This is a genomic window from Thermovibrio guaymasensis (assembly GCF_003633715.1).
Classification (GTDB): Bacteria; Aquificota; Aquificia; order Desulfurobacteriales; family Desulfurobacteriaceae; genus Thermovibrio; species Thermovibrio guaymasensis.
Window position 1 is genome coordinate 531,369 of sequence record NZ_RBIE01000001.1, and the last position, 21,831, is coordinate 553,199.

The following is a 21,831-nucleotide window of genomic DNA, read 5'->3' on the forward strand; positions in this document are numbered from 1 at the left end:
TCCTACCACCTGAACGAGAGTTTGAAGTAACTCTGAGTATCTGCCTTACTTCCAAGACCTCTAAAAAGTTTGAACTTAATGATACCATCAGCCAGCCTTGCCCAGAACGCTGTTACCTCAACTCCTGCAGAAATCAGTATGTCGTCTGGGGTGTTCTCAAAGGAGTCTCCTACCCAGAAGGAGGGTTTAACGAAAATGCTCTTATCAACTACTGGGAACCTGTAAGAAAAGTTCCCTGCAACGTACCTTTTGTTTTCCATCTCTTCAGATTTATAACCTGGGATTGGGGAAGAAACGTTGTACCCGTTCCCGCTGTAACCGACTTTCGTTCCAAGGAATACCTTGTACAGGAAGGTTTTAAGGTCTCCCCTTTTTATTGATTTTAAGTAGGAAAGGTCCAGTTTCCCGGTAAAGACTGAGGAGATTTCCGGCGCAGCTAAACTCCCACCTATTGAGAAACTTTTTCCTAAGGTGTAATAAACCATATCTGTTGAGTAGTCCTTTGTGTAGCGTAAGTTGAGGTAGTACAGGTGTTTATCGCTTGTTAACGTATCTGGGAAGGAGAGGTATGGGGTCAGCCCGAAAGTTATCTGGTTTATCTTTTCCCTATCAAGATAAAGCCTAACGGATACCGGAAAAGTGTAGCTCTTTTCCTTGTAGTCTCCTAACTTCTTTCCCTTCTTAATCAGGCTTTTGTAATCTTCTTGGTAGAAGGCTCCGAAGGATAGGTCTGCAGTGTTGTAGATTATCCTGTAGAGGCTAAGGTTAACAAATACTTTCTTTGACGGTTTGTCTGTGTTGTACCACTTAACATAGCCGGTGTAGAGTTTATGCCCCATTCCGAAGAGGTTGTAGTGCCTAACTTCCATACCGGCCTTATAGGAACCGTCATCTTTAAACCTAACTCTTGGGAGCGGAACTATTGGGAACTTCTCCTTTAACCTGAGCTTTACTGTTACTCCCTCCTTATCTTCCTTTACGGAAGTCTCTACCCTGTAGAAAAGGTGGGTGTTTAGAAGGTTCCTTACCGATAGAGAGAGGTCTTTGGGGTCGAACTTTTTTCCCTCTTTAATGAGGAGCTCTCTCCTAACAAACCTTTCCTTTGTCCACTTCAGTCCTTCTATCTCAATCCTTTTTACTACAGCTGCGTAGGAGTTTAGACTGGAAAAACTTAAAAGCAGTAAAATTAAAAGGCTAAACTTTCTCATTGTTTCCTCATTGCAATAAATAAAATGAAGGATACCAGAGTTAGGATTAAGCTTATCAAAATGCTCGTTCCGAGGGGAAAGTAAAAGACGATGTTGTCCCTTTTTATTACGATGTCTCCTGGGAGTTTTCCAACTGGAATGTTCCCGAGTTTGCTTAGAATGAGGATGAGAGCTCCTAAGACTACGAGGAAGAGCCCAGTAAGTATTAGTAGTTTCCCTAAATCTTCTACCATGTCAACCTCTTAACTATTTCCGGCAAAAGGAACTTTACATCAAGGGCTAGGGCAAAGAGCCCGATTGACAGAACCGCTGCAGCAGAGGCGTCCTTTGCCAGCTTAGCGCTTTCCCGATACTCTCTAGTTGCCGTATCTACGGCCCTTTCAACTGCAGTGTTAATAAGTTCAGCTACAAAGACCAGGTAGTTTGAAAGGGCTACTATTAATGATAGTTCTCCTTTAAGGAAGGCTATTGATAGCCCCGTTCCAAGCATACTTAGGAAGAAGTTTATCCTATAGTGTCTATCCTCCTTGAAGGCACCTTTGTAGCCGTCAAGTGCGTAGCTAAGTCCCTTTACTATTCCTAGTACTGTCTCTTTCATCTTCCGGGTACTCAATCCTGTTATGGTAGATTCCGGAGAGGACCTTTTTAAAGACCTTCTCTATAATGGAGATGTCCTTTAAGGAGAGTCCACTCTGGTTAAGCTGCCCATCTTCAATGATGTCCATTATTAACTGGTGAATAACCTTGTCAAGGTCAAACTCTTTACCACTATTCTTCATTGAACGGACTGCTGCCTCAACTGTATCTGCAAGCATTACGATTCCAGACTCCTTAAACTGGGGTTTTGGACCCGGGTAGCGGAACAGCCTTTCATCAACCTTATCTTCACCGTACATCTCCTTTGCTTTATGGTAAAAGTACTTCATTAACTTCGTTCCGTGGTGCTGCTTTATTATATCTATGACCTTTTTGGGTAGTTTGTACTTCCTTCCAAGCTCCTCTCCGTATTCTACGTGGGAGCGCAAGATTGCAGCGCTCTTTTCTGGGGGTAGTTTGTCGTGGATGTTGACTCCTCCTATCTGGTTCTCTATAAAGGCTTGCGGGTTTTTGAGCTTCCCTATATCGTGGAAGAGAGCTCCTGCCTTTGCAAGCAGGGCGTTTGCTCCAATCGCTTCGGCTGCTGCTTCAGAGAGGGTTGCCACCATTACAGAGTGGCTGTAAGTTCCCGGGGCTTTTAGGATTAACTTCCTCAGGAGGGGATGGTTAAGGTTGATTAGCTCCATATAAACTATATCTGTAGTAAAGTTGAAGAGGTTTATTATTATTGGACTTAACCCGTTTACTACTACTGCGGTTATTAGAGCTCCTACGAACATTAAAATAGGCTCAAACCAGAGCTCTCCCTTTACCCTGTTTCCAAACAGGTAAATGTAAAGTAGGAGGTTAACGAAGATAGTTACTGTAAATCCCTTAAAGGCTGCTTTGTATATTACCTCCCTGCTTTTGAACTTCCTTGAGTCAAAGGCACTGAAGAAGGAGCCTACTGAAACCGGAATTATGAGGAGGAATGGTTTTGAGAGCGTAAAACCTGAGATAAAGGTTACAGGCACAGAGTGAATTACCGCTACTTTCTTGTTTATAAACATTGAAGCAAAGATGACCGACGTAACTACGGGAACGTAGATTAAACTCTCTTCAACCGGTAGGTTAAGGCTCTGTATTGTTAACTTTGCAAGGAAGGTGAAGAACTTAATAAGGAAGATATCAAGGGTTATCACTGAAAAGGAAAAGAGAACGTTTTTAACGTTAAAGGCAGAAGGGCTTATGATTTTGTAGAGCCTGATTACAGAGTAGTAGAGGATCAGAGATAGTAAGAAGATGGATATATACTTATTTAAGCTCCTCCCTCTGCTCTTTGCTTCCCTCAGGGCCTCAAGTTTTAGTTCGGCTTCCGGGGTTACCCTTTCTCCCTTCCTTAGGATTATCTCTCCCTTTTTAAGTTCAACTACTACAGGCTTAACGCTCTCTCTGGCCTTTTCCCAGAGTAGGGAGCTCCTTTCTCTGTTAAAGACGTAGTTAGGTTTGATTTTTAATCTATTTACAGTTTCCTCTACAGTTTTTTTGTCCTTTATAAACTTTGAGAGGTCTTCCTTTAGGAGCCTTTTAACGTCTTTCTCCCTTAAGAATACATCAACTTTCTCCTTTTTCTTCTTTCCCGGACCGTATGATACTGTGACTTCACTGTAGCCTTCAGGTAGTTCTGAGAGGATTCCCCTTTTGTAGTATGAGGAGACTATTTCCTTTAAGACTTCTTTTTCTTTCTTTGAGAGGAAGGGAAGTTCCTCTATCTCTCTAAAAGTCTCCCTCTCGTTTTTGGGTTGGTATTCAACTATTGGAAGGACTTTCTTTACTGCCTCTTCCCTCAGTTTCTCAGTTGCCCTCTTGTTTTCAACCTTTAAGTTGACAGGTGAGCGGACATCAACAGAGCTCACTTGGCCAACCTTCAGGTTTGGCAAGTTTATAAAGTTAAAGGGAAGCATAAAGAGGGTTGCAAAGATACTTGCAACTAAGAGAGCCCCGTATATCGTGAGTTTAGTCTTCTTCTCTTCCTTCATGCTCTTCATAAGCCTTAATAATCTCCTGAACCAGTCTATGCCTTACTACGTCTTCCCTTGAGAACTCTACTATCTCTATTCCCTTGATTCCCCTTAAGATTTTAACTGCTTCAACGAGTCCTGAACGTTTCTTTGACGGTAGGTCAATTTGTGTAACGTCTCCCGTTATGACAACCTTTGAGCCGAACCCAAGTCTCGTTAAGAACATCTTCATCTGCTCTCTCGTTGTATTCTGAGCTTCGTCAAGGATTATGAAGGCTTCGTTTAAGGTTCTTCCCCTCATGTAGGCAAGGGGAGCTATCTCAAATATGTTCCTCTCAAGGTAAGAGTTAACTTTTTCAGGTTCAATCATTTCAAATAGTGCGTCGTAGAGGGGCTTAAGGTAAGGGTCTATCTTTTCCTGAAGGGTCCCCGGTAGGAATCCTAACTTCTCACCGGCCTCTACTGCGGGCCTTGTAAGGATTATCCTGTTAACCTTTCCCTTCTTGAAGTAAGAGACTGCCATTGCTACTGCTAAGTAAGTCTTTCCGGTTCCTGCAGGGCCGATTCCGAAAACTACATCGTTGTTCCTTATAGCTTCGGCGTACCTCTTCTGGGTAGGTGTCTTTGCAACGATTTTCTTTCCCCTGTAAGTTGTAACTATTACATCCTGGGAGAGCTCCTTCGCTTTTGACTCCCTTCTAGCTGAGAGCTGAGTAAGGTACATATCAACGTCTGCCTTTGTTAATTTATGGCCTGATTTAACTAGTCCTTCTAAGTCCTTCAAAAACTCCTTGGCTCTTTCCTCACTTTCGGCACTTCCGTTTATGAGGATTTCATTTCCCCTTGAGCCCAGTTTCACGTTAAGTATCTGCGCTAGCTTCTTTAGGTTTTCCTCATGGTGACCTACTATGGTGTAGAAGTCTTCAGGCTCAAGTTCAAGAATTACCTTTATCAATTTTTTCCTCCTGATGGTTTTTCTATCTCTAATTTAAGCTTATTCCTGAACCAAATATCGTTCTGAGGGAACGGAATTTCTATTCCCTCCTCCTTTAGTTTGTACCAGACTTTGTAGTAGAAGTCGCTGACAACTCTCTTTACCCATACGTTTTTCCTAACATCTATCCAGAACATGGCTTTAAATATGAGAGCGCTATCTCCAAGTTCTTCAAACTGAACGTTCTTAGGGAGGAACCTTACAACGTAGGGAAGTTCATCAATAACCCTTTCCAGGATTTCCTTTACTTTGAGGGGGTCTGAGGAGTAGGCTACTCCGATTGGAACTTTCAGCCTAACGAAGGGGTCTTTGAGTGAAAAGTTTACTATCGGAGAGTTTATGAAGTTAGAGTTTGGGATTGAAATCTCAACTCCGTCGTTTGTCCTGACAATCGTTGAGAGTATTCCAATGTCTTCAACCTTACCAAATACGCTCGTTTGGACTTCTCCTAGAGTTGAGATGGATATGGAGGGGAGTTCCACTATATCTCCAACTTTCAACTTTTTGCTGAATAGAAGTATAAATCCACTAACGTAGTTGTTCATAATGGTTTGGAGTCCAAATCCCAGTCCAACTCCCAACGTTCCTGCAATTGGTAAGATTACTTTCCACGTTATTCCTAAAGTTGAGAGGAGAATGATTGAGTTAAAGAGAACTCCCAAGTTGAAAATCAGCGCCTCTGCAGAACCTCCCTCAACCTCCCTCCTCTCCTTTGGGAAGAAGAGCTTTACTAGTTTCTTTCCAATTCCTAAAAGGCTGAAAAGGATTAAAGCAGTTACTGTAAAGTCTACAATGTTTCCTATAGAAATCTTTACTAGGTCTGTCTTTATTAAGTAAACTCCGTATATCTTGGAGAAGAAATCTGAGAAGTTTGAGGATAACTCAAGTATTTTAATGGCGAGAATGGCGTAGATTACTGTAACCAACCTTTTTGAGTTTGCAGTTACTACATCTATATCTTTATCTGTAAATTCTTCTAACAGCTCTTCTGCCGCTTTTGGAATTAGTTTTGAGTAGATTATTGTGTATACTGCAGTTAGTAAAATAATTAAAGCTATTCCAATTAGCGAATGGAAGTTGAATTTAAGGTACTCAAAGAGCCATAGGAAGAAAATTGCAGTTAAGATAGAGAAACTCGTATATCTGAATACTCTAGATATCGTCTCGTTCTTAAACGTGTAACTTAACTGCCACGTTACTGATAAGATTCCAAGGTAAATGAAGAACTTCTTTCCGTAAATCAGTAACTTTAAAACCTTTTCATTCTGTACTGGAAGGTAGATGAAAAGGAGGGAGAGGATAAGTGCAGAAGTGAAGGATAGGTAAGCTAGGATTTTTCCTATTTTCCCTTGTTGAGTTATTAGGTTAGTAGCCCTTGTTAAGTAAAGTGCAGAGACAAAGAGGGTTAAATTCCTTAAGGTTTCCTTTAGGTTCCACTCCTTGTATAGGTTAGAGAGTTCCCAGCCGATCCAGAAGAGAATGAGGGAGAAAAGGACAAAGACAACTGCGTCCGCTAAGAGTTTCTCCCTTATTTTCCTGAAGGCGAATTTCCTCAGCAGGTTTTCAATGAGGAGAGAGAGAATAACCGATAAGGTAAAGAAGATTATGGGCTGAAGGTTAATCAATCTCAACTTCTGAAAATCCCCCTACTTTCCTAAGTTTTATTACCCTGTCTGCCACTACTTCAAGCTCTTGGTCGTGAGTAACTATCACCATTTGAGGTATCGTTCCCTTTAATTTCATGAGGAGCTCTGTGAGGGCAATTCTCCTTTCCCTATCAAGGTGAATCGTTGGCTCGTCAAGAATTAGGGTTTTCAGGCTCATCTTTGAAAACTGTTTAGCCATTGCAAACCTTAGTGCTAGGGCAAAGGCTATCTGTTGGCCTCCTGAAAGTTCTTCAAGGGACATCTCTCCCATTGAGGGAACCACTACTTTAATTGAGAGGTCTTCATCAACCTTAATCCTGCTGAACTCAAAGCCAAACAGTTCAAATAGTTCTTTAGCATGTTTCTCAATTTGGGGGAGAAGTCTCTTCCTCACGAGTGTGAGAAAGCCCTTTTCAGGGTGAACGGTTTGAGAGAGTTTCTCAAGGATTAACAGCGAATCTCTCAGCTTCAAAAGGCCTCTCTTCTCCCTTTCAACCTCTTCCATTTCCCCCTTTAGCTCTTCAACCTGTTTCTCTATCTGTTTTATCTCTCCTGAAATCCTTGAAATCTCCGAAATTAAGTCTTCCTTCTCCTCTTCCTTTTGCTTTACGTTCTCCTCAAGGAGTTTATAGTAGTCCTCGTTAAAGTCTATCCCACCGATCTTTTTACCAATTTGTTCCAGTTCTTCTTCCTTTTCCTTTCTCTCTCGGGATAGCTTCTTGAGCCTGTCCTTTAGGAAGGTTTCGTTTTTGAGCTCTCCCTCAAGTTTGTTCTTTTCCCTCTCTTTCCTTAGTAGTTCTTCATACTTCTTTTCAACCTTATGTAGATCGTGGTTTAACCTATCTCCCCACTCCTCCTCTAGAGTTTTTAACTCTTCCTTTAAATTTGAAATATCTTTCTCTAAATCCTTTGAGCTCCTATTTTTCAAATTCCTTTCAATCTGCTCCTCTTCCCTCTTGAGAGCTCTAACTTCCCCCTGAACTTCATTAAGTTCTTTCCTTACTCTCTCCCACTCTTTCTCTAGACTTTCAACTTCCTCCTTTAGCTTTTCTAGTGGTTCTGAAGGAAGTTCCCCCTTTAACTTCTCCAGTTTACTTTCAACTTCACCCTTCCTCTCTTTAAATCCCTTTAGCCTCTCCGACTTTAGGCTCTCCTCCCTTAAAGCTTTCCTTAGGATTTCAATTTCTCTCTTTAGTTGACTTTCTCTCTCCTTCAGTCCTTTAAATCTCTCCCTTAGACTTTTAAACTCTTCCCTCATTCTGTTTAAAATTCCTTCCCTTTCTTCCTCTGAAAGGGGTCTTCTACATACTGGACATTCGGCTTCAGAGCTCTCCTTCAGGAGCTCCCCTCTCTCCTTTAACTCCTTCAATTTCTCCCCAACTTCGGCCTTAAGGTTTCTAGTCTCTTCTAATTCCTTCTCTACCTCCTTTAGCTTCCTCTCAATCTCTTCTAACTTTACTTCTCCAAATGCCTCTATCCTTTCATTAACCTTTTTAAGCTCTTTTGAGAGTTCATTTAGGTACTTAAGAACCTGTTCTGCCCTTGTTAACTCCTCTTTTTTTTCCCTTAGCCTGTTGTTTAACGCACACTCCTCTTCCTTTAGTACTCCTTCCCTCTCTCTGAGTTTTGGTAGGAGCTCTTTTAACTCTCCTAACCTTCTTTCCTTCTCCTTAATGTCCTTAAGCTCTCCCTCTCTGATCTCTATCTCCCTCCTTAAGTTCCTAACCTTCCTCAGAATCTCAAGGAGGTTCTTGACCTTCTCTATCGGTTCAGTTTCCCTTTCCAAGATGGCAATCCTCTCCCTTACACCCTCTAGCTCTTTTAACTTCTTCTTTACGCTAACCTCTTCCTCTGAAAGCTTTTCTATTTCCCTCTCTAACCTTTCCTTAGTTTCACTTAACCTTAAGTAAAGGTTCCTCTCTTCCTCTAACTTTGAGAGCTTTTCCTTTAGTTCTTTTAGCCTTTCTTCAACCTTTCTCTTTTCTTCCGATAGCTTCTTTCTCTCCTCTTCCTTTTCCCTTAGGAGTTCAATGAGTTTGCTTTCCTTCTCCTTCAGTCTCTCTCCCTCTAAAACTTTTTCCTCAAGGAACCCTTTAATATTTCTGAGCTCTTTAAGCTTTAGGTTAAGGGCCTCATACTTCTTTCCAAACTCCTCAAGGCCTAAGAGCCTGTTGAGTATCTGTCTCCTTTCCTTTGGAGTTCCCTTAAAAAGTTCTGTAATCTCCCCCTGAGGAACGAAGATTGTATTTTTAAGGGTGTTTGGCTCGAGTCCTAGGTTTTCAGATAGGAACCTGGATACCTCTTTTGTCCTTTCGGCAACTAGAGTATCACCTTTAAAGAGCCTTGCCTCGTTTTTCCTTACGGATATTACCCTTTCAACTCTGTATCGGTTTCCTTTACTTATGAAAGTTAGAGAGAGCCTTGCGGAGTTTGAAGTTCTGTTTATCAGGTTCTCCCTCTTTACTTTCCTTCCTTCAAGGTCCTCTCCAAAGAGGGCAAAGAAGATTCCCCTTAAGATCGAGGTTTTTCCAGATGCGTTGTGGCCGATTATTACGAAGGTTTCATCTGTGAAGGGAATTGTAGTTTCCCTGTGAGAGAGGAAGTTCTTGAGTTTTAATTCCCTTAGACTAATCAAGTTATCTCCTCCCTTTCAAACTCGTTCTCCACTTCCTTCCTTTTATTGACCTTTCTCTTTCCTTCCCTCAGGATAACTGTAAAGCAGAAGACTACAAAGGAGAAGACAACTATCCAGGCAAAGTTCATAAATAGGAGGGAACTTCCTTTCATTCTTCTAACCTCCTTCTCTTTCTATCTGCAAGGTAGACCATGAAGAGCTGAAGTGCCAGTATGAGAACCATTACAAACCTTGCAAACCATACTTGAGGATCGCTCTGGAGGAGCTTTGAGGGAAGAGATGAGATCGTCCACGCAGAGAGGATGATGAGTAGAGAAACTGGTGTAACGTACTTTAGGATGTAGTAGTAAACCCTGGGAACTTTAAAGAGAGCTCCCCTGTTAATCTCCTCCCAGGCCCTCTTTCCTCCGAAGAACCAGAAGAAGACTATAACTTCAAGGAAGGCAAAGAGGACTACGAAGAAAGTTCCGGCCCAGAAGTCCATCTCGTCAAGGGCCTTAGGCATAAATATCGGAATCTGGGCTACCAGAAATGTAAATATTACTGTAACCGTTACTGCCGTTTTCCTTGAAAGGCCGAATTCGTCCTCAAGGAAGGCTATTATTGGCATACTTATTGCCACAGAAGAAGTTGCTCCTGCAAAGAAGAGGAGGAAGAACCAGATAAACCCCAGGAAGTTTCCTCCCGTTAAGTTTGAGAAGATTGCGGGAAGGCTAACGAAGGCAAGGTTAAAAGCTCCGCTGTGAGCAACGGCAGTTGCGTTCATAACTCCGAAGAAGGCCACTGCAGCCGGTATTGCAATTGAACCTCCGAGTATTACCTCTGCAAGCTCGTTGAGTGAAGCTGAAGCAAGCCCTGAGGCCACTATGTCATCGTCCTTCTTTATGTATGAAGCGTAAGTTATTATTGCTCCAAAGCCTAGTGAGAGGGTGAAGAAGACCTGGCCTGCAGCTGCAAGCCATACCTTTGGGTTTGAGAGCTGACTGAAATCGGGATGCCATAGGAAATCTAGACCTTGAACGGCCGTCCCGTTAGGCGTTTCAATGAGGATTACCCTAACCATTAGTGCAAAGGCAAGTATGAAAAGAGTCGGCATCGCAACTTTTGCGAACTTCTCAATTCCTCCCTTGATTCCCCTGTAGAGGATGTAGGCGTTAAAAGCTACCGTTAAAAGGAAGAATACGTAAGCAGTTACAGAAGGCCTTGTATAGTTCTCTAAGAATTCCTGAAATGGCTTTAGGAACTGGCCCTGGGACAGGTTAGGGTCGGGATGGGGAAGGAGCCCCAGGAGAGAGAATACGGAGTAGCCTAGTGTCCACGATTCAATGTATATGTAGTAGCACAGAACTATGAATGGGACGAAGAGGCCTAGAGCTCCGATGTACTTTGAAATTGGATTTTTCCATAGGAGCTGAAATATTGCAGGTGTCGTTCCATGGCCCTTAGCCCCTCCGTACCTTCCTATGGCCCACTCAGTCCACATTAGAGGTATTGCAATTATTAACATTGCGATCATGTAGGGTATCATAAAGGCACCGCCGCCGTTGTCTGCTGCCTGAGTTGGAAACCTTAGGAAATTTCCAAGGCCAACTGCGTTTCCCGCCATCGCAAGAATCAGTCCCAGCCTGCTTCCCCAGTGTTCTCTAACTTGAGCCATACTTCCCCTCCGCTGAAAGAGTGCTGGATTATTATAGCTTTAAAGGATATGTTTATAATTTTTGAAATTTTTATTCTGGAGAACAGAGATGAAGTACATCTTCGGCCCCGTATTTTCTAGAAGGCTGGGACTTTCGCTGGGAGTTGACCTAGTTCCCCACAAAGTCTGCAGTATGGACTGCCTCTACTGTGAAGTTGGTCCAACTACCGAGAAGACTCTGGAAAGGGCTGAGTACGTTCCCCTATCGGGAGTTATTTCCGAACTCAAGGAGTACCTTTCCTATAAGCCGGAAATTGATTACGTGACCTTTTCAGGATACGGAGAGCCTACCCTCTTTTCCCGTTTAGGAGAGCTTGTTGACTTCTTAAAGGACAATTACCCTTACAGGCTGGCCCTTTTGACGAACTCCTCTCTCCTTAAAAGGGACGATGTTTTAAAAGATGTTAAAAGGATTGACCTGGTTCTCCCCTCCCTTGATGCAGGTTCTGAGGAAGTCTTTAGGAAAGTAAACAGGCCCGTTCCCGGCCTATCACTTAAGGACGTTGTTGAGGGAATTGGTAGGTTAATTAGTGAAACTTCCTGTCAGGTCTGGATTGAAACCCTATTTGTTAAGGGTATAAATGACTCTCCTGAAGAGGTAGAGAGGATAGGTAACCTTATCCACACCCTTAAGCCCCATAAGTGGCAGTTAAATACCGTTTCAAGGCCACCTGCTTACGGAGTTAAAGGGCTTTCTTACGAAGAGCTTGAGGAGATTTCAAGGAGGGTTGGGTACCCTTCTACAGAGATTATCTCTAAGGGAGTAGCCAGTAGGAAGAAAGTTCCAATCTCTCAGGTAAAGGAAGAGGTTTACGATATCGTTGTAAGGAGGCCTTGTCCGATTGACGAGCTCTGCGATGCCCTTGGAGTTTTGAGGGAGGAAGTTGAGGAGGCAGTTAAGGAGCTTATAAAGGAGGGCAAGGTTAAAGAGCTTTACTTTGGAGGGGAGCCATACGTAAAGGGTATTTCTGGTTAGTTCTCCTATTGCTTTTCCCTTTAAAGCTCTACTCGGCCACTTTGGAGCTCTCCCCTTCAGTTAAGGGCTGTATTGATGAATCATTAATTAAGCAAATTGAGGAGCAGAGTAAGAAGGTCTGTTCCTTTTCAGACTGCAAGGAAAATCTGAAAATCCTTTTAAATCACCTTGGCTACAGCGTAGAGGTTCAGGGTAATAGGCTATTAATTAACGACTACAGACTAATTAAGAAAGTTAGGTTTATCGGTTTGCCTAAGGAGCTGCTTCCCGTTAAGAAGACGGTTACTCTGATGGCAGAGGGTAAGCTCATTGACTCGGTGAACTTAGAGAATATTAAACAGATTTTAAGGTTAAAGCTCCACTCTTTCGGTTACTCTGAGCCGAACCTCTCCCTAACTCTTAAAAGAGAGCACTGCGGTTACGTTCTTTTAGTTAAAGTTGAGAGTGGCTACAGGCTCGTTGTAAAGGAAATTTCTGTTGTAGCTCCCAATCCCTTTAAGGAGTTAGCCCTTTCCCTCTTTTCCCCTTTAAAGGGTAGAGCCGTTAACTACGTAACTTTGAGGGAAATTGAGGAAAAACTTGAAGAGGAACTGTCAAAAAGGGGGTACTACAACGGTAGAGTTTCAATATCTGTTATACCTGAGAAAGTAAGTTCTTTCAGCCTTGAGAAAGTTAAACCCGTCTCACTATTTATTAAAGTTGAACCTGGTAAGCTGTATAAAGTTAGATTCAAGGGGAATAAGCACTTTGATTCAGGAAAACTTGAGAGTTTAACCACTTTTAAAAGGGCCCGCTCTGTTGATGAGTTTGAGCTTGAAAATAGCAAAAGGAAAATAGAGGAGTTCTACCGTAACAACGGGTTTCCTTTTGTAAAAGTTAGTTATTCTGTCATTGAGAAGGGAAGTACTGCCATAATTACGTTTACGGTTGAAGAGGGTGTTAAGGTAGTCGTTAGGAGGGTAGAGTGTAAAGGTTTTAATTTAGAGGAGAAGAGATTAAAAGCTCTTCTGGGTAAGCCTTTTAACTACGAAAAAGTTAAGGAAATTTTAAGTGAGATAAAGGCTCTTCTAAAAGAAAAAGGTTACCTTTCTCCCTCTGTCTCTTACGAAGTTGATAGGGGCGGAGATTTAAGGATTTTAGTTAGAAAAGGACCCATTTACAGGGTCGTTTCTGTAAGCATTTTCGGAGATAGGCTCTCCTGTTTTAAAGTTCCACACCTTCCTCTACCTCTTACGTATAAGCTTAAAAAGAGGATAACAGACTCAATATACCGCTGTTATTCAAAGAAGGGATATCCCGACGTTAAAGTAGACTTGGAAGAGGAGCTTATTTCCTCTTCACCATCTTATAGGGACTATAAGCTTATCTTAAAAGTCTCTCCCGGTCAGTTTTACAGGTTCTGTTACGTTTTAGTTAGGGGGTTAAAGAGGACTAAGCTCTACACGGTTAAAAATTTGATTATCATTGAGCCTGGAGAGGTCTATTCAAGGGAGAAAATTACAAAACAGTACTCAAAACTCCTTGACAGTAGACTCTTTTCCTCAATAAGGATAAGTGAAGTAAAGGGAGAGGGCTGTTTTAGTCAAGTAATAGACCTTAAAGAAGGAGCTCTCTTTAGGGCAAAGGGATTTGTAGGATACGGTACGGACAGCGGTTACGTTTTAAACGGCCTTGTCTCTTCAACTTCTCCCTTTGGTATGGGAGTGAAATACTTCCTTTTTGGTAACTACAGGCAGAAGGAGGGTTACGACGCTGTTTTTAAGCTCCTAAAGCCAGCCTTTCCGTTTAAGGACTACGACGTTTCCTACTCAATAGTGAAGAAGGAGCAGATTTACGAGAGTTTTAAGTTTGATCGGGTTTACTACGATTTCTCCATTCACAGGAAAGCTTCACGCTCTTTTTCACAGGAGTTTTCATTCAAAATATCCCGTTCTAAGCTTAAAGATACGTCTATTAGGGACAAGAAACTTACACTTGAGAGGAAGTTTTCCTACACTCAGCTTTACGATAAGAGGGATAACGTTTCCAATCCTAAGAGGGGTTTCCTTTCCAAAACTGTAATTTCCCTTTCAGGCCTCTTACTCGGAGGTAATACTTCCTACTACTTAATTGAAGAGAGGTTTAACTACCTTTACAGTTTCGGCAGGAGTGTTCTCTCCTTCAGGTTTGGGGCTGGAGCTATTACCTCCCTTGAAGGTAAAAAGGTTCCCGTTGAAGATAGGTTTTTCCTCGGAGGTGCGGAGAGCGTTAGAGGTTATAAGTACGGAACTATCTCTCCAGTTGATGAGAAGGGGAACTTTGTCGGTGGTAGGGCATACGGACTCTTTAGCTTGGAGCTGAGACATCCTCTGAAGGGGAACCTTGAAGGGGCTCTCTTTTACGACTCTGGAGAGGTCTTTCCTTCACCTCAAGACTTTAGACTCTCAGGCTGGTACTCCTCCGTTGGAGTAGGCCTTCGTTACATAACCCCGGTAGGTCCTCTAAGGGTTGATTACGGCTACAAACTCAAGAAAGTTTCTAGTCAAGGAAGGGGAAGGTTCCACATCTCTTTCGGCTTTCCCTTTTAAAGAATGCTCTTATAGTAACTTTCCTCAAGGGCTAACTCAATCTCTTTAAAGAGCTTTGACTTTATCTCTTTAAGGTCTCCCTCAGTTTCGTACCCTGCAGCCATCCTGTGGCCTCCTCCCCCTAACTTCTTAGCTATCTTTGCTACGTTGACCTTTCCCTTTGAACGTAGGGAAACCTTCCACTTTCCTTTGCCTTCAACTTCTTTGAAGAAGACTGCTACTTCAACTCCGTTTATGGATCGGGGATAACTTATAAAGCCTTCCGATTCCTCCGGGTAGGCTCCTGTCTCCTCAAGGAACTTCCTGTAGAGTGTTATGTGGGCAACTTTCCCGTTAAGTGCAAAGTCTAGAGTTTTGAGTACGAGCTCAAGGAGTTTAAACTTGTTAATTCTGTTCCTCTCAAAGAGTGAACTATAAACTCTGTAAGGTTCAACTCCCCTTTCCAATAACTCTGAAGCTATTTTAAGCGTCCTTGGGCTCGTGTTTGAGTAGTTGAAACTCCCCGTATCTGTAACTATTCCTGTGTATAGCGAAGTAGCAATAGGAGTATCTATAAGTTCTGGTTCAGCTATTTTCATTATTCCGTAGGAAAGCTCGCAGGTACTTGATATGTCCGGCTCAACTATGTAGTAGTCTGTAAACGGCTCAGCAGTTATGTGGTGGTCTATTACAAGGCTCTTTTTAGCCGGAATGTTTTCAAACCCGGTTCTTTTAGGGTCTGAGACGTCCGTTATTATTACCCAGTCAAACTCCCCCTTTATCTCTGGTCCACTTTCAACTTCATTAACTCCAGGTAGGAAGTCAAAGAAGTAGGGGATTCTATCCCTGTAAAAGATTTTTACTTCCTTTCCAAGCTTCTTAAGGAAATGGTACCAGCCTAGAGAGCTCCCGATAGCGTCTCCGTCTGGGTTTTTATGGGTTGTTATAAGGATCTTTCCCGTCATTCCCTTTATAAGTTCAGCTACTTCACTTCTGGTTAGTCCTTTACTCATAGCATTACCTCTGGAGCTACTATGAACTCTGGTTTTGGAACCGTCCTTACCTTTATCCTCTTTCCAAGTAAGTGTCTTATGTATCTGCTTGCCCTGTTTAGGACTTCAACTGCCCTTATTGCGTCTTCCTTTTTTAGTCCTGATATAAAAACGGTTGCTTTACTGCCATCTTTTGAGAGCTCTACCCTCTGAACGGTTATGAACACGTCCTCAGGGAGGTCTATTTCCCTCCTTATAATCTCAGAGATTTCCCTAAGGAGCGTTGACTTTAGCCTCTCTCTTCTAATGCCTTTCATCTACTCTCCACTTACAGTAAGTTCTTTTACTAAGACCGAGGGACTGCAGACGTTTCCCAGCCACTTCTGATCTGATCCTACTTCGGTTATTCCGTTAAGGAGCTCCTTAACGTTCCCTGCGACTGTCATGCCGCTTACGGGAGTAACTTTCTCCCCATCGTGATAGTATATTCCACTGATTCCTATTGAAAACTCTCCTGAGATAGGGTTTATTGTGTGGATACCCATTGCATCAGTTATGAGTAGAACCTCTTTTGGAGTCTTTATCAGTTCCTCAAGGCCGAGAGCTCCCCTTTCAACAACTAGGTTTGTAACTCCGCAAGTAGGAGGGTTACTAATACTTGGCCTTATTCCGTTTCCCGTTGGGTTGAGCCCGAGCTTTTTGGCAGTGTAGAGGTCAACGAGGAAGTTCTTCAGCGTTCCCCTTTCAATTATTGCCTTTTTCTTCGTTGCCGTTCCTTCATCGTCGTAAGGGGCGCTTCCCGTACCGTCTTTGTGGAGTGGATCGTCGTACAGGTTGAGGACATGGCTTGCAACCTCGTGGCTTAGTTTATCTGCAAATAGGGATTTCCTCCTTAAGACGTTGTGGCCTAAGAATGCAGACGAAAGGGCCTCTATGAGCTCTGCGAAGACTCTATTTTTGAAGATGACTGGGATTCTGCAGGTTTTCATTGGTTTTGCTCCAAGGAGTTCCACTGCACTGGAAGCTGCTCCTACTGCCACTTCAACGGGATTGAGTTCAGAGAAGAAACGTTTACTCTGGTAATCCCAACCTATTTGGGAACTATCCCCTTCCCTTGCTGCAAGGAGGATGCTCAACCAGTAGTTAGTTGTTGAGTATGAAAAAGAGTTGCCATTTGAATTGTAGTAGTAAACGGTCGTAAAGCTGTCTCCGTAGGAAGCTTTCCTTACCCTTTCAACTCTTCTATCCTGGGTTCTTGCCCTCTCCTCAAGCTCCAGCGCAATTTCAATTTTCCTCTCAGTCGGTATCTTTTCAAACTCCTCATCTGCGAGGGGGAATCCTACGTCGTTTTCTGAAGGCGTTGAGAAGACGTAATCATCAGGCTCGCAGCTTTGGGCGTTGTCCCTTGCACACTCTATTGCAATCCTTACTCCATCTTCTGAAGTGTCGTTTGTATAAGCAAAGCCTAGTTTTCCATCAATTACAACTCTTATTGCTACGCCCTTCCTTTGGGAGCTCTTTAACTTCTCAACAGCTCCGTCTTTCACCTCGACGGTTGTTCCTTCCCCTAAGAGGGCGTAGATATCGTACTTCTCAACCCCTAGCTTCTTAAGGATACTTGATGCTTTTTCTATTAGTTCAACCATTGTTTCACCTCTTTTTAGTTATTTTAGATTAGCAAAGAACTTCCTTACCTGCTCAGGTTTTCCGCAGCTCTTTTTTCCCTCTGTACAGTAACCTAGGTAGTAGCAGTTAGGACCTACGTTATTAAACAAGTTTGGGAAATTATTCCTTAGAATCCTGAGAATTTCTATTGCCATTTCCCTTATCTCCCACTGGGCCCTTGAGCAGGTTCTGAGCCTTAAGAAGTGAACGAGTTCTTCTCCGTTCATCGTGAAGACAATTCTTGTTGTACAGGCGTTTGGGAGTACAAATCTGGCATCCTCTTTCGGTACTCCTTTTTCTACCAGTTTTTCGTAGAACTTCCCTATGAGCTCCATTAGATCTTTAAAGGAGACTTCCTCATTATTAACTTCTACCTTAACTCCTTTAACGCTTTCAGGCTCTACGTATGGGAATTTCCTCATTGCAACGTACCTTTGGGACTGCTGGCTGTAGGAAGCCGGTCTGTGGCGAACGAGCTGGTGGGAACATGCCCTTGAGATTCCATCAACGAGAAAAGTAAACCAGGAGTGGCGAAGGGCTTCCTCCCTTCTTTCAAGCTTAGAAACACTTGAAGATAGAAGGAGAACTTCCAAGAGGAGAACCTCCGAATTTTTACTTGCAGACGGAAATTATAATTTATTTTTCTTCTTGAAACTGAATTAGTGGAAGATTTGCCTCTTTCGCTATTTCCTTTGCAAGCCAATCGGGATAGCCTTCTTTGTAGATTACCTTTTCAACTCCCGCATTTATCAACATCTTTACGCACAGCGAACAGGGACAGTGAGTACAGTAGAGAACGCTATCCTTCGTTGATACTCCGTGTAGGGCAGCCTGGATTATCGCGTTCTGTTCAGCATGGAGGCCTCTACAGAGCTCGTGCCTCTGGCCGCTCGGAACTCCCAACTTCTCCCTTAAGCAGCCAACCTCTTCAGGGTGTTTAAGGCCTGATGGAGGACCGTTGTATCCGGTAGCTATTATCCTTTTATCCTTAACCAGTACAGCTCCTACTTTCCTCCTTAAGCAAGTAGAACGGGTAGAGACCATCTGGGCGATAGACATGAAGTACTCGTCCCAGGATGGCCTTGGCAACTAGTGTCCTCCGAGGATGTGGTGATAAGCCGTGCTAATGAGGGTAATGAACATAATTATGTAGAGGATAATTTCAACGGAGGCTATCCACTTTCTAAATCCGAAAATCGTTTTAAGGGCTTTGCTTGCCATCTTCCCTCCCTACAGCCACATAAAGAAGGATTCTGAGTACCAGTGAACAAACTTAACGAACCAAACTCCCAGAATCGGAAGGAGGAGTATTGCTAAGGTTGCTGCAAGTACTATCCATGCTTCCTTTTCTATGTCCCTTGAACTAACTTCCCTTGCCATTTCTTAAACCTCCTATTTGTAAGAGGGCTTTTCACTGTGGACCTTTTCCGTGTGGAAGAGTTTGTACCTATATAGGGCATCAAGGCCGTGACAGTCTACACAGATACTTCCCTTTAGGTCTCTATTTCTCAAGAAGCTGTTGAGTGCGTTGCCCTCAACCGGTTTCCTTGGAGCCTTCTCCTGCCACTTGCTCCAGATGTGCGGTTCGTGGCAGGTTTCACAAGCGATCTCTCCACCGATACTTACTCTTTTACCATTTTGTGTAAATATAGGCCAGTCTCCTGCCCTTCCAGGCCTATCAAGGTTTTTAACTATCACGTCCTTCTTCGGGTGGTAGTACTCAGTTACTACTTTCTCTTTAGCTGTACCTTCTTTTGAATGGCAGGTTAGACAGTAGTTTGACATCCTGTTATCCGTTATTTCCTTAACCTTAAAGGCCCAGAGTAAGTCATCTTCAGCCCTGTGGGGAACGTGGCACGCAGAACATACGCCGTCCTTTAGAACCTCTTTACCTAACGAGTTCTTAAAGTTTTTCTTAACGACTCTCATGTCGTGGTCGGTTCCAATTACCTTAGACTGTTGGGTGTGGCATGAAGTACACAGAGGGCTGTCTCCCTCAACAACGTATCTGATTAACCTTTTCCTGTCTGCTCCGTTGTGGGGTTCGTGGCAAGTTCCACAGTCAAAGACTCCAATTTCTCCCTTCTTAGCCGGATGGCCTGTCATCTGGTTTATTATGGGGAGTTTGGAGTTTTCAATCATTTTAATGTTCTTCTCGGTAACTTCTTTTCCTATTGGGTGAGAGTGCTCTCCTATTAGAGCCTTCTCTGCCATCTTCCCTTTTGCGTGGCAGGAGAAGCAGAGTTTCTCTCCTATAGTTTTACCTCTAGACGGTTTTCTGGCCCATAGGACTTTAAACTCTGGGTTGTGAGGCGTATGGCAAGCGGAGCACTTACCGTTCTTAGTAAGTTTCTCCTTTTCCTCCTTACTTAAATTAACGTTCGGATTGTTGAGTACATCGTGAGGAGTTCCATCAAGGCTCTGGTCTGTGTGGCAGGTTAAACAGAGCTTAGAATCATTCCTAACAGGAATTCTTAGTAGTTCTTCTTTGTGGGTATGGGGATCGTGGCATGTAGCACAGGAGATCTTCTTTCCAGGTAGTTTGTTAGTTGGGTTATCTACTCCAACTGGGTGCTCGTTGAACACAGATTGTTTGACCTTGTGTTTTGCCATTCCTTCAGGATCGTGACATGCTAAACAGAAACCGTCAACCGGAGGTTCCATAGGAGAAATCTCACCATAAACGACCCTTGATAGGTAACCTCCTTTTGCCTTGTGGACGTTATGGCAAGCGCCACAGTCTCCCTTTTTCCACTTCTTCTTGTCTATTTCTCCGTGGGGACCTTCCTTAACTTCTGCTTCTTCCTTATGACACGTGTAACAAAGTTCTAGCTTTTCTTTCCTTAAAAACTTGCCTTTAGGTTTTTTGTCAAATGAGTGGTGAGGGTCGTGACATGTAGTACAGGAGAGTTTCCCATCAGGTAGGGGAAGGTGAACTTTCTCTTTTACCCCCTTTCCTGTTGAGTGAGTTAGTGTTCCAACGTCCGGAACCTCTTTTCCGTTTACCGTACTCTGCGGGTAGTGACAGGATAGGCAGAGGATATCGTCTCTTCCCCCTGCCTCAATTATTGAAGCGTAGTCGTAGGCTTCTTCCGGTATTGTTCTGCTCCACAGGTTTTTACCTTTGGCCTTGTGGGGAGTGTGACAGCTCTTACAAGAATTGCCGGCTATGTTGTGTTTCGTTTTGTTTACCCACTTCTGGTCGGTGTGGCATAGGATACAGAGCTCTTTCTCAGGAATGACTACTAGGTGTTTATTCTCCTCTCTATGGACCTTGTGGCAAGTCATACACTCAACGCTCTTTGTAATAGCCTTCTTCTCTTTAAATAGGGCAACGTCTGCACCTTTCGGAAACTTCTTATGTATAGGGTGGTTCCTGAAGTTTGGATGTTCCTTTGAGTTAACGTTCTCCATGTGGCAGACTGAACAAAGGTTTGAGTTATCTATCCTTTCAATTAGGGCCTTCTCTGCCTTACCCTTGTGGGCTGAGTGGCAGGATTCACAGGTAACTTCATTCTCTTTTGTTAACTTTCCACCTAAGTTTTTAACTTTCTCTGCAACTTCCAGTTTGATTTTGTTATTCGTATCCTCAAGGATTGGATGGTTAATACCGTGTTCGGAGTTTTCCTTGTGGCAAGCTATACAGAGAGCTGAGTTTACGTTTGGTTTCCTCATGAAGGTATAGTCAAGTTTTTTCTCACTTCCGGTCTCTGTGTGAGGGGTGTGGCACGTTCCACAGTAAAGTTTTCCCTTTTTAAGTGGAAAACCTTTAGGTATTTTAAAGTCTTCAGGTACTTCTTTATCTACAGGGTGTGAAAAGTGGTTAAATCCTAAGAAGGTGAGCCTATCATCAGCCATTGAGCCGTCGTGACAGGATAGGCACATGAGTTTATCTGTTGCCGTTAAGGATTGCCTGGTAAGGAGTTTTGGAGACTTTAATTTAGCTTCAAGAAGCCAGTTTTCGTGGCAGATAAGACACTCCTTTTTCATACTCTTTTTGAGCTTTGCTTCTGCCGTGTTTGTAACAGCCAGTATAGTTAGGAGGACTACGAGTGATTTCCTCATTACTTGTCTCCTTGGACTCTAAATATGGATATCCTGTTTTTCAGGGGTTCTAGAACAAACACTTCACCATCATAACAGGCTAGAGCTGTTGGATAGTAGAGTCCCTTTGCAATGACTTTCTCAAAGCCTCCGTAGACGTCAAAGAGCTGAACTGCTCCGGTTATTCCGTCGGAGACAGCAACCTTTCCATTTCCGCAGTAGGCCACTCCCTTTGGCCTGAAGAGGTCTCCTTCCTCTATTCCAAAAACCCCGAAACTTCTAATGAACTTTCCATCCTTATCAAATTCCTGGATTCTGGCATTTACGCTGTCAACTACAAAGAGGGTGTTCTTTGCTGAGTCAGTAAGGAATACTCCAACGAAGTTGCCAGGGGCACTTCCCTTTCCTCCGAATCTACCTAAGAGCTTTCCGTCTGTTGAGTAAACGTCAACGCTTTCAAATTCACCGTTTGTTATGAAAAGCTTTCCGTATAGCTTCTCTACATCTATCGGCCTTCCCTCTACTTTAAAACTCTTCTCTAGGTTTCCAAACTCATCAAGGATGTATACCCTTCCCTTCTGGCTTACAACGTAGAGGAGTCCATCTGAAGCGTCAATTCCGTAAGGGCTATCAACCTTTATGTTGGTAAGGAAATTTCCGTACAAGTCGTAAACTTCTATTCTGTTGTTGAGGCCGTCTACTACGTAGAGCTTACCGTTAGAAACGGCAATGTCTGAAGGGAACTTCCAGTTTCCCTTTATCTCCTGACCTAACGCCGGTACTGAAAATAGTAAGAGGAAAATCGCTATGAGGAAACCTCTCATTCCCATCA

Annotated in this window: 20 protein-coding genes; 2 read left to right on the plus strand and 18 right to left on the minus strand. The window is 43.1% G+C overall.

The window, feature by feature from the left end; genetic code table 11:
- Positions 1–2: 2 nt before the first annotated feature.
- From C7457_RS02940 to C7457_RS02975, 9 genes are read right to left on the minus strand one after another with little or no spacing between them, the layout of a single operon-like run.
- Positions 3–1,208, minus strand: a complete 1,206-nt coding sequence (locus tag C7457_RS02940; protein WP_121169945.1) for a POTRA domain-containing protein — start codon at positions 1,206–1,208, stop codon at positions 3–5.
- Positions 1,205–1,441: a DUF2905 domain-containing protein gene (locus C7457_RS02945; RefSeq protein WP_121169946.1), complete on the minus strand. Its 237-nt coding sequence runs from the start codon at positions 1,439–1,441 to the stop codon at positions 1,205–1,207. The genes C7457_RS02940 and C7457_RS02945 overlap by 4 nt, the downstream gene beginning before the upstream one ends.
- Entirely contained in the window at positions 1,435–1,806 is a 372-nt protein-coding gene (locus C7457_RS02950; protein ID WP_121169947.1) for a diacylglycerol kinase family protein, read from the minus strand. Before C7457_RS02950 ends, C7457_RS02945 begins: the two co-directional genes overlap by 7 nt.
- Complete coding sequence (locus tag C7457_RS02955; RefSeq protein WP_121169948.1) at positions 1,769–3,832, minus strand: HD family phosphohydrolase; 2,064 nt, start codon at positions 3,830–3,832, stop codon at positions 1,769–1,771. Before C7457_RS02955 ends, C7457_RS02950 begins: the two co-directional genes overlap by 38 nt.
- Positions 3,801–4,760 (minus strand): PhoH family protein, encoded by a 960-nt coding sequence (locus tag C7457_RS02960; RefSeq protein WP_211321809.1) that lies wholly within the window; start codon positions 4,758–4,760, stop codon positions 3,801–3,803. The genes C7457_RS02955 and C7457_RS02960 overlap by 32 nt, the downstream gene beginning before the upstream one ends.
- Complete coding sequence (locus tag C7457_RS02965) at positions 4,757–6,430, minus strand: mechanosensitive ion channel family protein (RefSeq protein WP_121169950.1); 1,674 nt, start codon at positions 6,428–6,430, stop codon at positions 4,757–4,759. Before C7457_RS02965 ends, C7457_RS02960 begins: the two co-directional genes overlap by 4 nt.
- Positions 6,417–9,080, minus strand: a complete 2,664-nt coding sequence (locus C7457_RS02970) for an AAA family ATPase (protein ID WP_121169951.1) — start codon at positions 9,078–9,080, stop codon at positions 6,417–6,419. Before C7457_RS02970 ends, C7457_RS02965 begins: the two co-directional genes overlap by 14 nt.
- Positions 9,077–9,232, minus strand: coding sequence for a hypothetical protein (locus tag C7457_RS08745; protein ID WP_170137333.1), 156 nt, complete (start codon positions 9,230–9,232; stop codon positions 9,077–9,079). The genes C7457_RS02970 and C7457_RS08745 overlap by 4 nt, the downstream gene beginning before the upstream one ends.
- Positions 9,229–10,737 (minus strand): sodium:neurotransmitter symporter family protein, encoded by a 1,509-nt coding sequence (locus C7457_RS02975; RefSeq protein WP_121169952.1) that lies wholly within the window; start codon positions 10,735–10,737, stop codon positions 9,229–9,231. Before C7457_RS02975 ends, C7457_RS08745 begins: the two co-directional genes overlap by 4 nt.
- An 88-nt stretch (positions 10,738–10,825) precedes the next feature.
- Here C7457_RS02975 and C7457_RS02980 point away from each other — a divergent pair, with 88 nt between their 5' ends.
- Positions 10,826–11,752 (plus strand): radical SAM protein, encoded by a 927-nt coding sequence (locus C7457_RS02980; protein WP_121169953.1) that lies wholly within the window; start codon positions 10,826–10,828, stop codon positions 11,750–11,752.
- A gap of 8 nt (positions 11,753–11,760) precedes the next feature.
- The gene (locus C7457_RS02985; protein WP_121169954.1) at positions 11,761–14,319 is read left to right on the plus strand and encodes a BamA/OMP85 family outer membrane protein; all 2,559 of its coding nucleotides are present in this window, start codon (positions 11,761–11,763) and stop codon (positions 14,317–14,319) included.
- Here the strand turns inward: C7457_RS02985 and C7457_RS02990 are convergent.
- From C7457_RS02990 to C7457_RS03020, 9 genes are read right to left on the minus strand one after another with little or no spacing between them, the layout of a single operon-like run.
- A complete protein-coding gene (locus C7457_RS02990) occupies positions 14,316–15,311 on the minus strand; it encodes a DHH family phosphoesterase (RefSeq protein ID WP_121169955.1) in 996 nt (331 codons plus the stop codon). The two genes, C7457_RS02985 and C7457_RS02990, sit on opposite strands and share 4 nt — an antisense overlap.
- A complete protein-coding gene (gene rbfA, locus C7457_RS02995; RefSeq protein ID WP_121169956.1) occupies positions 15,308–15,607 on the minus strand; it encodes a 30S ribosome-binding factor RbfA in 300 nt (99 codons plus the stop codon). The genes C7457_RS02990 and rbfA overlap by 4 nt, the downstream gene beginning before the upstream one ends.
- Positions 15,608–16,936 carry a TldD/PmbA family protein gene (locus C7457_RS03000; protein ID WP_121169957.1) on the minus strand — a complete coding sequence of 443 codons (1,329 nt, stop codon included), beginning with the start codon at positions 16,934–16,936 and terminating at the stop codon, positions 15,608–15,610. It abuts the gene before it with no gap.
- A gap of 18 nt (positions 16,937–16,954) precedes the next feature.
- Complete coding sequence (gene thyX / locus C7457_RS03005) at positions 16,955–17,548, minus strand: FAD-dependent thymidylate synthase (protein ID WP_121169958.1); 594 nt, start codon at positions 17,546–17,548, stop codon at positions 16,955–16,957.
- Positions 17,549–17,591: 43 nt separating this feature from the next.
- The gene (locus C7457_RS03010; protein ID WP_121169959.1) at positions 17,592–18,044 is read right to left on the minus strand and encodes a deoxycytidylate deaminase; all 453 of its coding nucleotides are present in this window, start codon (positions 18,042–18,044) and stop codon (positions 17,592–17,594) included.
- Positions 18,045–18,176, minus strand: coding sequence for a hypothetical protein (locus C7457_RS08955; RefSeq protein WP_274540967.1), 132 nt, complete (start codon positions 18,174–18,176; stop codon positions 18,045–18,047).
- A 9-nt stretch (positions 18,177–18,185) separates the two neighbouring features.
- Positions 18,186–18,335 (minus strand): hypothetical protein, encoded by a 150-nt coding sequence (locus C7457_RS08750; RefSeq protein WP_170137334.1) that lies wholly within the window; start codon positions 18,333–18,335, stop codon positions 18,186–18,188.
- 12 nt (positions 18,336–18,347) lie between these two features.
- Positions 18,348–21,020, minus strand: a complete 2,673-nt coding sequence (locus C7457_RS03015) for a cytochrome c3 family protein (RefSeq protein ID WP_121169960.1) — start codon at positions 21,018–21,020, stop codon at positions 18,348–18,350.
- On the minus strand, positions 21,020–21,823 hold the full coding sequence (locus C7457_RS03020; protein WP_121169961.1) for an NHL repeat-containing protein: 804 nt from the start codon (positions 21,821–21,823) through the stop codon (positions 21,020–21,022). Before C7457_RS03020 ends, C7457_RS03015 begins: the two co-directional genes overlap by 1 nt.
- Positions 21,824–21,831: the final 8 nt, after the last annotated feature.